The organism is Oceanobacillus longus (assembly GCF_042650085.1).
Taxonomy (GTDB): domain Bacteria; phylum Bacillota; class Bacilli; order Bacillales; family Amphibacillaceae; genus Oceanobacillus; species Oceanobacillus longus.
In genome coordinates this window covers 330696-343400 of record NZ_JBHSAO010000006.1, presented here as the reverse complement: position 1 = coordinate 343400, position 12705 = coordinate 330696, and the positions used below count along the sequence as shown (strand labels likewise).

Annotated in this window: 10 protein-coding genes; 4 read left to right on the top strand and 6 right to left on the bottom strand. The window is 39.4% G+C overall.

Annotation, left to right across the window (positions count from 1 at the left end; translation table 11 throughout):
• The first annotated feature begins 90 nt into the window (after positions 1-90).
• On the top strand, positions 91-1269 hold the full coding sequence (gene yhbH / locus ACFOUV_RS09315; protein ID WP_379496488.1) for a sporulation protein YhbH: 1179 nt from the start codon (positions 91-93) through the stop codon (positions 1267-1269).
• 492 nt (positions 1270-1761) lie between these two features.
• Here the strand turns inward: yhbH and ACFOUV_RS09310 are convergent, their stop codons facing one another.
• Positions 1762-2109 carry a hypothetical protein gene (locus ACFOUV_RS09310; RefSeq protein WP_379496487.1) on the bottom strand — a complete coding sequence of 116 codons (348 nt, stop codon included), beginning with the start codon at positions 2107-2109 and terminating at the stop codon, positions 1762-1764.
• 115 nt (positions 2110-2224) lie between these two features.
• On the opposite strand from ACFOUV_RS09310, the gene ACFOUV_RS09305 reads away from it, so the two are divergent.
• A complete protein-coding gene (locus tag ACFOUV_RS09305) occupies positions 2225-3643 on the top strand; it encodes a SpoVR family protein (RefSeq protein WP_379496486.1) in 1419 nt (472 codons plus the stop codon).
• A gap of 364 nt (positions 3644-4007) precedes the next feature.
• Here the strand turns inward: ACFOUV_RS09305 and ACFOUV_RS09300 are convergent, their stop codons facing one another.
• From ACFOUV_RS09300 to ACFOUV_RS09285, 4 genes are all read right to left on the bottom strand, one after another.
• Positions 4008-5009 carry a GTPase gene (locus tag ACFOUV_RS09300; protein ID WP_379496485.1) on the bottom strand — a complete coding sequence of 334 codons (1002 nt, stop codon included), beginning with the start codon at positions 5007-5009 and terminating at the stop codon, positions 4008-4010.
• Between the two features lie 120 nt (positions 5010-5129).
• Positions 5130-6164 carry an aliphatic sulfonate ABC transporter substrate-binding protein gene (locus ACFOUV_RS09295; protein ID WP_379496484.1) on the bottom strand — a complete coding sequence of 345 codons (1035 nt, stop codon included), beginning with the start codon at positions 6162-6164 and terminating at the stop codon, positions 5130-5132.
• Positions 6165-6233: 69 nt separating this feature from the next.
• Positions 6234-6989 (bottom strand): ABC transporter permease, encoded by a 756-nt coding sequence (locus tag ACFOUV_RS09290; RefSeq protein WP_379496483.1) that lies wholly within the window; start codon positions 6987-6989, stop codon positions 6234-6236.
• The gene (locus ACFOUV_RS09285; protein WP_379496482.1) at positions 6967-7764 is read right to left on the bottom strand and encodes an ABC transporter ATP-binding protein; all 798 of its coding nucleotides are present in this window, start codon (positions 7762-7764) and stop codon (positions 6967-6969) included. Before ACFOUV_RS09285 ends, ACFOUV_RS09290 begins: the two co-directional genes overlap by 23 nt.
• A 311-nt stretch (positions 7765-8075) precedes the next feature.
• Here ACFOUV_RS09285 and larE point away from each other — a divergent pair, with 311 nt between their 5' ends.
• Positions 8076-8909 carry an ATP-dependent sacrificial sulfur transferase LarE gene (larE, locus tag ACFOUV_RS09280; protein WP_379496481.1) on the top strand — a complete coding sequence of 278 codons (834 nt, stop codon included), beginning with the start codon at positions 8076-8078 and terminating at the stop codon, positions 8907-8909.
• Between the two features lie 157 nt (positions 8910-9066).
• Here larE and ACFOUV_RS09275 read toward each other — a convergent pair whose 3' ends face one another.
• Positions 9067-10440 carry a tetratricopeptide repeat protein gene (locus ACFOUV_RS09275; protein WP_379496480.1) on the bottom strand — a complete coding sequence of 458 codons (1374 nt, stop codon included), beginning with the start codon at positions 10438-10440 and terminating at the stop codon, positions 9067-9069.
• A 136-nt stretch (positions 10441-10576) separates the two neighbouring features.
• On the opposite strand from ACFOUV_RS09275, the gene mbcS reads away from it, so the two are divergent.
• Positions 10577-12148 (top strand): acyl-CoA synthetase MbcS, encoded by a 1572-nt coding sequence (mbcS, locus tag ACFOUV_RS09270; protein ID WP_379496479.1) that lies wholly within the window; start codon positions 10577-10579, stop codon positions 12146-12148.
• Positions 12149-12705: the final 557 nt, after the last annotated feature.

The following is a 12705-nucleotide window of genomic DNA, read 5'->3' as shown; positions in this document are numbered from 1 at the left end:
GGAAATAACTTGTTTCCATGTGCATAGTATAAAGAAAAGTATAATTTGAGTTGTAAAGAAAGAAAATTTAAATAATAGGAGAGGATAGAAATGCAGGAAAAACAAGATAAAAATTTCGTTGTCTCCCAGGAAAACTGGTCTCTCCACAGAAAAGGTTATCAAGATCAGCAACGCCACACCGATAAAGTTAAGGATGCAATTAAAAATAATTTGCCCGACTTAATCAGTGAAGAAAATATTATTATGTCCAATGGACGCGATGTCATCAAAATTCCGATTCGTTCCTTGGATGAATATAAAATCCGTTATAATTATGAGAAATCAAAGCATGTTGGCCAAGGGAACGGTGATTCTGAAGTCGGGGACGTTATTGCACGTGATCCGAATGCTGGACCACAGGGGCAAGGTCAAAATGGATCTGGTAATGGGAAGAAGGCAGGGGATAAGCCGGGTAATGATTATTACGAATCAGAGGTTTCCATTGCTGAGATTGAAGAAGCGCTATTTAGTGAGTTGGAGTTACCGAACCTAAAAAGAAAAGAACCAGCCGAAATTACAACAGAGAAAGTTGAATTCAATGATGTACGTAAAAAAGGATTAATGGGCAACGTTGACAAAAAGAGAACCATTTTGACTGCACTGAAAAGAAATGCTCGCGATGGCAATGCAGCAATTACGCCTATCCATAATGATGATTTACGTTTTAAAACGTGGAATGAAGTAATTAAGCGGGAGTCAAAGGCAGTAGTTATTGCGATGATGGATACGAGTGCATCCATGGGGACATTCGAAAAGTATATGGCACGAAGCTTTTTCTTCTGGATGAATCGCTTTTTGCGCACCAAATACGAAACCGTCGAATTTGAATTTATTGCCCACCATACAGAGGCAAAAGTAGTAACAGAAGAAGCGTTTTTCTCCAAAGGGGAAAGTGGAGGGACGATATGTTCTTCTGCTTATATCAAAGCCTTGGAAGTGATTAATGATAAGTTTAGCCCAACACGCTATAATATATATCCTTTCCATTTTTCAGACGGAGAAAATATTTCATCCGATAACGCCAAGTGTATCGAATTGGTAAATGAAATTATGGATTATTCAAATATGTTTGGTTATGGAGAAGTTAATGGATACAATCGTTATTCGACATTGATGAATGCCTATAAAAAAATTGATGATCCAAAATTCCGCCACTATGTGTTAAAAGAAAAAGGCGATGTGTACCACGCAATGAAAAGTTTCTTTCATAAAGATAAAACGATGGTATAGGCTAGGTTCGTAATGTTTGTTGTATTTTAAACATCGCTGAGTTGAGATAAAGAACTAGGATAAGTAACTTCGGCTACCGCTCTGGGAAATACACTGCGCTTTCCACGGGCGGCTGGTGAGCCTCTTCATGCTAACGCATTTCAGTGTCTCACCGATGCCTCTCTTCCCGTTGGAGTCTCCGTGTATTTCCCAGAGCTGTTGTGGTCTACAATAGCGGAATGAATGACAGTATCAACTCTATTGATTAGGGATTGATTGATGTCCACTATTACGGCAGTTGATTGGAGCGGAGGACAGTTGACTCCTGCAGGAACAGCACGTGTCTGAAGACCCCGCAGCGGTGGGTTTTCCGCGAGGAGGCTGAAGCCGTGCCCGCGGAAAGCAACTGTCCGTAGCGGAAATCAACCGGCAGTTACTTTGTTATTTATAGATTTTGTGGTATAGAATAGCCATGTTATAAAAGCAAAAAATCCCCTTCGCAGGGATTTTTTGTTATTCCTCTTCAATTTTATATGCTGCACGCTCCGTACTGAGTGAAAATATGGTGCCATCAAAGTTGTATTTCGATGTATCATCCAATGGTATTTCATAAAGAGGAGCGGGGAGTGGTTCCATTTGATTTTGTTCATTTTCGATTTCCCCTTCACCACTTAATAGCAAGGAATGCTCCGGCACATAATCGTCAACTCTATGTGTGTTGTTGGAATAAGAGACTGAATTCAATTTCATTACGGTTTCATCTAAATCATTAAGTTCCTTTTTTGTAATTTTAATATTTTTTCCGGTCCAGGATTTAAGCTTTTCATTAAATTCTTCTATTGATAAAGATTGTTGTCCCATATGAATCCCTCCTTCTTTTAGATTACCCTGATTTTCCGCTTCATACACCTTATCCAATATTCTAGGACATTATTTCCTGTACCAATCATAAACTGTATAAAGCACTTCTGGAGGGATGAATGTGGAACAAACGAAAGAACTGAGTCGTGCAATAGACGAAATTACGGAAATCGCATCTGGATTCGGGTTGGATTTCTATCCGATGCGCTATGAAATCTGTCCGGCAGATATTATCTATACATTCGGGGCATATGGCATGCCAACACGATTTACGCATTGGAGCTTTGGTAAGCAATTTCATAAGATGAAACTGCAATATGATCTAGGACTTAGTCAAATCTATGAACTTGTCATAAACTCAGATCCTTGTTATGCATTTTTACTCGACACAAATAGCCTCATTCAAAATAAACTGATTATTGCTCATGTGCTGGCTCACTGTGATTTTTTCAAAAACAATGTCCGTTTCTCCAATACGAGAAGGGATATGGTGGAAAGCATGACTGCAACTGCTGAGCGCATTGCTGACTATGAGATGAAGTATGGAAAGGAAGAAGTGGAAAGTTTTTTGGATGCAATCCTTTCCATTCAAGAACATATTGACCCTTCCATTGTCCGTTCCAAATTGCCTGTTGATGCGAAGGATGAAGAGGAAGAAACAGTTCAGCCTAAAGCTAGAACAAAGTATGATGACTTATGGAGCTTGGATGATAAGCCTACAGACGAAAAGCCTACCACGAGGAAAAAAACGAAAAAACTGCCACCAAGGCCTGAGAAAGACATATTATTATTTATTGAAGAGTACAGTCGGGAATTGGAGGATTGGCAACGTGATATTTTAACGATGATGCGTGAGGAAATGCAATACTTTTGGCCGCAGTTGGAGACAAAAATTATGAATGAAGGCTGGGCTTCGTATTGGCATCAGCGGATATTGCGTGAAATGGATTTAAGTACAAATGATACAATCGAGTTTTCTAAGTTAAACGCTGGGGTAGTTCAACCATCAAAAACCTCGATTAATCCGTACTATTTAGGGTTAAAAATCTTTGAAGATATAGAGGAACGATACAATAATCCGACAGAAGAGATGCAACTGCTAGGTTATAAACCTAACTCTGGCAGGGAAAAGATTTTTGAAGTGCGGGAAATTGAATCAGATATTTCGTTCATACGGAATTATTTGACAAAGGAACTGGTTCAGAAAGAAGACATGTATTTGTTTGAGAAAAAGGGTAGGGATTACCGGATTTCAGAGAAGGATTATGAACAGGTCAGGGACCAGCTCATTTCAATGAGGGTAAATGGTGGTTTTCCATATATCGTCGTTGAAAATGGTGATTATTTGCGCAATGGAGAACTTTATCTTGTTCATGGCTATGAAGGGATTGAATTGGATATTCGTTATTTGGAGCATGTTTTACCTTATATCCATCAGCTCTGGGGAAGAACGGTTCATATGGAAACGACGATTGAGGATAGTGAGACGGTTTTCACTTATGATGGCAAGGACCTGTCGAAACGAAAGTTGTAAGCTAACTTGACCTGTTATAATAATTGAAAAGGAGCTTGGAAATCCAAGCTCCTTTTCATTCGACAAAATTCGGGAAGTGAAAATTCCAAAAGTGGAGGCGACCGTTTAGGAGCGAATAGACTGGACTGCACCGAAGGAGATAAAGGAAACACCATGAGTTTGCCAGCGAATGGATGTTGACTTTCACCACAAGGGTATAAGTGCGACTAAGCCTCATGCCTTAGGCATGAGGCAAGTCTTCTTTATCGTACGGAGGTGTCAGGAAGTCTGTAAGCTCCTGGGAGCCGGAACTAGCCGGAACTCGTATGGTCGATCACTATAAATAGGATTCGACAAAATTCGGGAAGTGACAGGCACTATTCAGTTATACTCGTTCTTTTGTGTCTTTATTGCGGAAATATTCATACAGGGATTTTAGAGAATTGGCGTCTAGCTCAATGTTATTTTCATAGGCATATTTGATTGCGTAACCAAGGGCCATTGTCATGCCGCCTGCAATACTTCCACCTGCAACGGACCCTGCGCCTGGTATAAATTTAACGACCTGGCGGAACAGCGTTTTACCTATATTGCCTGTAATGGTGGCAATCGCTAATTCCCTTGCTCTTTCCTTGGAAAGGGGCTTTTCATATAAAGCTGCCAATTTGACCATCAATCCAACTTGAATCCCTGTCAGTGGAACAAAGTCTGATCCTGGTATCGGTACAGCTCCTACAGCTGTTGCCGATCCGGTTGCTCCAATGATCCATTTATTGGCTATGGAAGACTTTTCCTTCACGAGCCTGGCAAATTGGATTTCTTTATGCTTTTTTTTAAGTATGTCCAAAATTTCGTTTCTCAGTTTATCAATATTTTCTCCAGTTCGGGATGAGATTGGAACGACTTTATAGTTGTTATTCGTATTTTGTTTAACATAACTGACAAGGCCAGGGATATCATCTGCAGCATCAATCTTATTTAAAACAAATAGGATATTTTTATTTTCTTTGGAAATAATCTCAAATGACTTTTTCTCTCCTTCTGATAATACGGTACCCGCCGCATTCAAGAAGAATAAAATGACATCCGCATTTTTATAAAACTTCATCGTTTCTTGGGAATTTCTATTATTAATATCATCGAGTCCCGGTGTGTCTGCGAAGATAATTTTATCCCGATAGATATAGCGATCAATTCCAGTTGTTTCTCCCGGTTTTGCTCCAACCATGGCAACCTCTTCACCGATGATTTGATTAATCGTGGAAGATTTACCTGTATTCACATCTCCAATCATGGCAAACAGGATTTCTTCATCCAATTGTGCATTGACTTTGTTTGTTTCCTGTTCGTATGCTTCTTCAAAATCTTGTTCATTGAATTCTGCCAAGACAAACACGCTCCTTGTTCTTTATATTACCAAATTTGCTATGTACTACACCAGTTTTATAGAAAAACAAAAGAAGAGCTGTGAATGAGATAGCTCCTTCACAGCTCCTTTAATATTGTTTTAATTGCTAGCGCTTGCGTCTGCTACTTTACTTTCGATAAAGCTTGCGTCAACTAAATTGCTAAGATCCGGTTTATCTTTTAAGAATTCAAGTTCAAAAGATGAGTCGGCAAATTCCTGTAAAACTTTACTGTCAACTTCATACGTGAAATTTATACGTTCCCATGCACGATCGATGACCGATGCAGAAAGACCTTGACCAGTTATTTCTTCTATTTTTTCGCTTGCTATGATTTTCGATTCTTCTGGGTTTTGCTCAATAAAATCGGTTGCTTGCTTATGTCCATCCACAATTTTTTGAACGAGTTCTGGATTGTTATCAATTAGATTCTGAGATGTAACGAAAACGGCAGCTGGTAAAGTTTCTCCATAAGCAACTTCAGGAGTATCGATAAGAACTTCTCCACTTCCTTCCTCTTCAATAACAGAAGCCCATGGTTCAGGAACGGTTGCTGCATCCACTTTTCCTGAAACGAACATGCTGTGATACGTTGCTGGCTCACCAGTTACATGCTTCATTTCTCCACCAGTACGATCGGAAGTAAGATTGTATTCCTCGTTCATCTGTGTCTCGAATTGCACATCATGTGTGCAACCAACTCTTGGTGAGATAAAGGTCTTCCCAGCTAAATCTTCCGGTGTTTCAATTCCAGAATCAGCTCGTGTCATAATGACTGTGCCACCAGTCGATCCTCCGGCAACTACATTAATCTCAGACCCACTCGTGTAATGATTCATTGCTGGTCCTGGACCAACAAGGCCACCTTCAATTTCTCCTGCTGCAAGTGCAGTCATAAAAGATGATCCATCAGGGAAATACTGATAGTTCACGGTTGTTCCGTCTGGAAAGTTTTGAGCGTATAAATCTTTCTCTTCTGCAACCATACCGGCGACGTGGTTAATGTTTGGGAAATATCCGATCGTAATCTCCTCAGGGATACTACCATCTGAAGAAGCTCCATCATTCGATCCTCCACATGCTGCAAGTAACAAAACGAAAGCAATAAACATGGTAAATAATAATGATTTTTTCATGGTTTCGCATCCTTTCCTCAATCTAATTTTTTCGACAAAATTCAACAAAATCCGGGGAGTGACAGGCACCTATAGTCCCCAGCGTTTCATAACGGTTTTTTCCAGTTTTGAGAATACTAGATTATCGACAATAGCTCCTATAACGCCGATAATGATAATAATTGCAATCACTTGGTCCATTCGTGCATAATCCTGTGCATAGCTTAACGTATATCCGAGACCGGGTCCGTTACTGAGTAATTCCCCAGCCATTAATGCCCGCCAACTGAAGGCCCATGCAAGGCGAAGACCTGACATGAAATAAGGAATACTTGCAGGTATTTCCACCCTGAAAAATAATCCGAATCCTTTCACACCCATCGTTCTTGCAGCGCGTACGAAATGTGGTGGAACATTGTGAATTGCTGATCTAACATTCAACGCCATGACAAATGTTCCGCCTAAAACAATTACCGATACGACAGCAAGTTCTGAAAAACCAAAAATCATGATTGCGAGTGGTACCCATACAATACTTGGAATACTTTGTAAGGCAATTAAATACATTCCTGCTGTTTCATCTGCCTGCTTGGATTTCCCGAGAATAACTCCGATTAATGTACCAATCAGAATTGCGAGCGAAAGACCGCTAAACAGATGCCTGAAGCTTGCTCCTAGTGCAACGAAGAAGTCTCCTTCTGCAAAACCTTCATATAAAGCCCCGAATACTTTAGCAGGCGATGGAAAAATGATATCTGCAAATATATTTAAAGAATAAATTAACTGCCATAGTCCGAGGATAGCGATTAAAAAAACGATTCGTTTAAAGAGTAGATTCCATTTCATTGGCTAATTCTTCCTTTAAGACTTTATTTATTTCACTTTCAAGTAAACCCATAATTCTTTCTTCAAGTTCAATAGCTTCCACCAATCCACGTTTTCGTGGTCGTTGGATGTCAACTGGGATATCGGCAATGATACGTCCAGGTCGCGTACCCATAACAATGATGCGATCTGATAACTTGATTGCCTCCTGGATACTGTGCGTAACGAACAAGATTGTCTTTTTCGTTTCCTGCCAAATTTTCATCAATTCATCGTGCATAATGTGACGGGTTTGTTCATCCAATGCACCAAAAGGTTCATCCATCAGTAATATCTTTGGGTCCATAGCGAGCGCACGCGCAATTGCGACACGCTGCTGCATTCCACCGGATAACTCAAAAATATAATTCTCTTTAAATCTGCTTAGCTGAACCATTTTTAAAAAGTGATCAGCTATTTTTTCTGCTTCCGTCTGACTCATTTTCCCTTTTAAAGGAAAAGTAACATTGTCACGTACATTGAGCCAAGGGAATAGGGAAGGCTGCTGGAAAACCATGCCACGATCGGGTCCCGGCTGTTTCACTTCTTTCCCTTCAAGGATAATTTTTCCTTCTGAAGTATTCTCAAGACCTGCAACCATCGATAATAGTGTAGATTTACCACAACCCGAAGGACCAAGAATGGAAACAAATTGATTTTCGGGTACAGTTATATTAATCTCGGAAAACACTTCAAATGTCGTTTTCTTTTCCTCATTATTGAAATATTTCCCTACGTTATCCATTTGAAGAAACAATGAATTCACCCCCTTCGAATTTCTATATAAAAAGCGTGTTTTAAGCTGTTGTTAATGACTCAAGTTTTAAGACTAAATTCTTCGTGTGCTCTTAAACCAAGTTTTTAACTTGGAATAGTATAAATTATATTATGTACGAATCTTGTCATTTGTCAACTCTTTAAAAAAATTTTATTAAAAAGAGCTTATATTATTGACAGTTAATTGTTTGGACAGTAACCTTAAATTAAGGTATGTACGTACGAAATCAATTCGTTAGACATTAGATTGAAAATGAATGAATATATAACTATAAAGTGAGGAGACTTGATATGAATAAAACGCTTAACGAAAAAAATGAGCAACTTGGTGAGATTCTATCTGGAATGGGGCGTGTTTTAATAGCTTTCTCCGGCGGTGTAGACAGTTCTTTCTTATTGAAGCGTGCACAGCAGGAATTAGGGGATGACGTACTTGCAGTCGTCGTTGCTTCTGAGCTTTTCCGCAATGAAGAGTTTGATGGCGCTGTTAAACTTGCAGAAAACATGGGTGTTCGTGTACTGAAAACGGAAATGAAGGAACTCGAGAATCCGGCAATTGCAGCAAATACACCGGAAAGTTGGTACCACAGTAAAAAAATGCTTTATTCCCGCTTGAACAACTTAGCGGAAGAAATGGGCTATCCGTATGTACTCGATGGCATGATTATGGACGACATGGATGATTTCCGTCCGGGATTAAAAGCTAGAACAGAAGAAGGCGCGCGCAGTGTCTTGCAGGAAGCCGGTATGTATAAACAAGAGATTCGTGAGCTGTCCAAACAACTGGACGTACCTGTATGGAATAAACCTGCATCATGCAGCTTAGCATCTAGATTCCCTTATGGTACAAAAATTAATCGAGAAAAAGTCAGTCAAGTAAACGAAGCAGAGCTTTTCTTAATTAAACTTGGATTTGAAATGGTTCGTGTACGCTATCATGAAAATGTGGCAAGAATCGAAGTTACAGAGGATAAGATTGCAGACTTCTTAGTAAAACGTGAACAAATACAAATGAAACTTGTTTCACTCGGATTTGATTATGTTTCTGTTGATTTAAAAGGATATCGTACAGGTAGCATGAACGAAGTATTACCAAAAGAACAAATGGAAACAGAAATAGGTTAATCCTTATATAATAAAAAGCCGTTCGCACCCTGAGGTAGTTCCTCAATACTGCGAGCGGCTTTTCTTGATTCTTGATATAAATAAAGCTGTTTCCCTAAAAGTCTCGTCCCAGTTAAAAGCAATACCAAATTTGTAATCGATGAAACAGGTTTGTTTCTTATCTGTTCATTTGTATTAGTAATTGTTGATATGCTGCAGCTTCTTCTTTATCTCCTAGTTCCTGATAGATTTTTGATAAGTACGTAACAGGCTTTTGATCTTCTGGGTGCAGTTCCATTTCCCATTTGAAACAGTCGATTGATTTTTCTAATTGACGAAACTGAATATACAATTCACCAAGTGCAAATTGCTGGTCGGGGTCCTCCGTCAACTTTTTCATTTTTAATAGCTTCCGTTCGATAGGCAGTTGATGCCCTGCTTCACGGAAGGGTTCGAGCCAATCCAGAATGTCACTTAAGCGGTAATCTTCTAAAAAGGCAGATACAAATGGCTTTATCAGTTTTTCCATTTTATGTGCATCACCCTTGGATAGCTTCAGTAATCTTTTGTTTGATTTCTTAAAATAGGTGGATAACACGTTGGCATCCGCCTGTTCAAAATTTTGAATAATATTCTCTATCTGATCATCGGGTGGCATTAGTTTCGTGGACATTAGAAAATCAGATACGTCATTTGCATTGTCGGAAGCCATAATGACATTCATTAGTTCCTCCTTAACTGCAGGGGTTTGTTTTAGTTCCTGTAAATAGCGAATCTTCGCTTTCTCGGATAAATCAGTGAGCATGGTGAGGATAGCTTCAAAATTAGATTTGCTGAAATTATATCTGAGCATCGCTGTTCGTACAGCTAGTTCATCGAGGGGGCGATTCTGCTCTTTATATAACTGGAGAAGGAGTTCCCTCGATTCTTTTTTCCTAAATAAATCATCAAAGGAAGCAGATTCAAAATTTATCGGATCTTTTTCATACACTTCTTTCATGTTTTGGTACAGGGTCCCATACTGACTAAGTTGCATATCATGCATCATATCATGAGCAAATTTACTTTCGCGACCAACATTGTTGTAGGTTTTTAAAAGCTGATAAGCATTCAGGTTTTGGCCATTTCTGCGATATTCGTAATAGGTACGCTTAAATAGTTTTTCGACGGATCCGGTTTTGGTAAATGAATCGAAGTAGGAGATAACTAATGCTGTTTCTAATTTTGGAAAGGACTTTTGAATGTTTTTATAGAGCTGGTTGAATGTAATTAAGTGAAAAGATTTATGGTTTTGCAATAATTGTGAGGTTATCGGGTGAGATCCTTTGAAGTGGATACCTTTTGTAAATGCATGGTGAATGTGGGAATTGATTTTAATCTGTTTTCTCTTTGCTCCATTGATAAAATCATTTTTATAAAAGATCAGATAGTAGTAATTGGCGTTTTTATCTGTGGCTTCTAAAACTTTACTTTGTTTATAGAAGACAAGTTGTTCAGCGGTAAGTGTAAGGTTTTTCTTATCTAAATGAATTTGGAATTGATTTTTATTCATTAAAAATTCCCCCTTATTTATAGTTATCATACCATATTAACTATATTCCAACGAACTAAATCGTTTATTATAAGATTATTATCTGATATAATGATAAGAAGTTAGTATCAGGTACTAAAACAGGAGGGTGATTTAAGTGAAAAGGGAAGATTTAATTGCTCCAGAGAATTATAATATCGTATTTGAAATTGAAAAATATGCACAGGATGTTAATCGTAAAGCGGTTATTTGGGAAGATGAATCCGGAAATAGAAAAGAAGTTACATATGAAATTCTTATAAAGAACGCAAATAAAATTGGCAATCTTTTTAGGCAAAAGGGACTGAAACGTGGAGATAAATTACTCGTTATGATGCCGCGAGTTATTGAAACCTATGAAATATATTTAGCTGCCTTAAAAACAGGAATTGTGATTATTCCAAGCTCGGAAATGTTCCGTACGAAGGATCTACAGTATCGAATTACACATGGGGAGGTTCGTGGAGTTGTCAGTTATGCGGACTACACGGATGAATTCAAAGACGTCAAGGAGTATGATGACTTGGTCAAATTCACGGTTGGTAACAAAGTGGATAGCTGGAACCTGCTTGATGATTTAAAACACGCTGTATCCGATCAACTGGAAATGGTATCCACTACTCGTGATGACATTGCATTTTTACCTTATACATCAGGTACTACAGGTAATCCGAAAGCCGTTATGCACACGCATGGATGGGGATATGCGCACATGCAAACAGCACCATCCAACTGGTTGAGTATTCGTGAAGGAGATACCGTCTGGGCAACTGCTGCTCCAGGCTGGCAAAAATGGGTATGGAGTCCATTTCTTTCTGTACTCGGGTCAGGTGCAACTGGATTTGTTTATAATGGCAGATTCGAACCGAAGAAATACTTGAGTTTATTGGAGCAAAATGAAGTAAATGTATTTTGTTGCACACCGACCGAATATCGGCTAATGGCGAAGCTTGATAATCTATCAGACTACCATATACCAGCATTACATAGTGCAGTCTCTGCAGGAGAGCCATTGAACCGTGAAGTCATTGATAAATTTAAGGAACATTTTGGTGTTACTGTAAGGGATGGCTATGGACAAACAGAAAATACATTGCTACTCGGATTTTTAAAAGGAATGAAGGTAAAACCAGGTTCCATGGGAAAACCTACACCAGGTAATAATGCCCAATTGATTGATGAAGATTGTAATCCAGTTGCTGTAGGAGAAGTGGGCGATATTGCCATTCCACTTGATACACCTGCATTGTTCAAAGGATATTATAAAGACTCAGAACGTACCAAAAAATCGCAAAGAGGGAACTTCTATATCACGGGTGATCAGGCCTCAATGGATGAGGAAGGCTATTTCTGGTTTGAAGGTAGAAATGACGACATTATCGTTAGCTCCGGATATACCATTGGACCGTTTGAAGTAGAAGATGCGCTAGTGAAACATCCTGCAGTAAAAGAATGTGCTGTTATTGCAAGTCCTGACGAAGTTCGTGGAAATGTCGTTAAAGCATATATCATCCTTCAGGAAAATGTCGATGCCAGTGATCCAGGTTTGGTAAAAGAATTGCAAAACCATGCTAAGCAATTAACGGCGCCGTATAAGTATCCACGGAAAATTGAATTTATCGACGAACTGCCGAAAACATCATCAGGGAAAATTCGCCGGATTGAATTAAGACAGCGTGAGATTAAGTAACTCAACTTTCGCACCAATAAAATAAGTTCGAACAGTTAGCCGGGATAAATTTAGAATGTCTCTAAACTTTGCTAACTTTGATAAAAAAAGGCTGTTTTTGTACTGTTTATAGCCTCTTAAACATCGCAGAGTTGAGATAAAATGCGAACCAACTTCTGGTTGGTATTCTAACATATGTGCTATTGCTGCCGTCCGGGATCGCTCTGGGCGGATGCTTTCCGCGGGCACGGCCTCAGCCTCCTCGAGAAACCCACTCTGCGGGGTCTTCGGACACGTGCTTTTCCCGCAGGAGTAACCGCCCGCCGCTCACCCGGACTGGTGAAGCTGTGTGATAAGATTTTTATAACAATCACTAATGCAGTTAATTGTTTGTAAGCTTAAAACCAGCTCTGGGAAATATACGAAGACTCCAGTGGGAAGAAAGGCATCGGTGAGACCCCGGAGTGCGAAGCACGAGGAGGGCTCACCAGCCGCCCACGGAAAGCGAAGTATAATTCCCAGAGCGGTCGCCGAAGCTTCTGCATACTGTTAGATTCAACCAGCAGTTACTTCGTAGT

What these genes read in the sequence shown, in the direction of transcription:
- yhbH (WP_379496488.1), top strand. Translation starts at nt 91, where the DNA reads ATGCAGGAAAAACAAGATAAAAATTTCGTTGTCTCCCAGGAAAACTGG.
- ACFOUV_RS09310 (WP_379496487.1), bottom strand. Translation starts at nt 2,109, where the DNA reads ATGGGACAACAATCTTTATCAATAGAAGAATTTAATGAAAAGCTTAAA.
- ACFOUV_RS09305 (WP_379496486.1), top strand. Translation starts at nt 2,225, where the DNA reads ATGAATGTGGAACAAACGAAAGAACTGAGTCGTGCAATAGACGAAATT.
- ACFOUV_RS09295 (WP_379496484.1), bottom strand. Translation starts at nt 6,164, where the DNA reads ATGAAAAAATCATTATTATTTACCATGTTTATTGCTTTCGTTTTGTTA.
- ACFOUV_RS09290 (WP_379496483.1), bottom strand. Translation starts at nt 6,989, where the DNA reads ATGAAATGGAATCTACTCTTTAAACGAATCGTTTTTTTAATCGCTATC.
- larE (WP_379496481.1), top strand. Translation starts at nt 8,076, where the DNA reads ATGAATAAAACGCTTAACGAAAAAAATGAGCAACTTGGTGAGATTCTA.
- ACFOUV_RS09275 (WP_379496480.1), bottom strand. Translation starts at nt 10,440, where the DNA reads ATGAATAAAAATCAATTCCAAATTCATTTAGATAAGAAAAACCTTACA.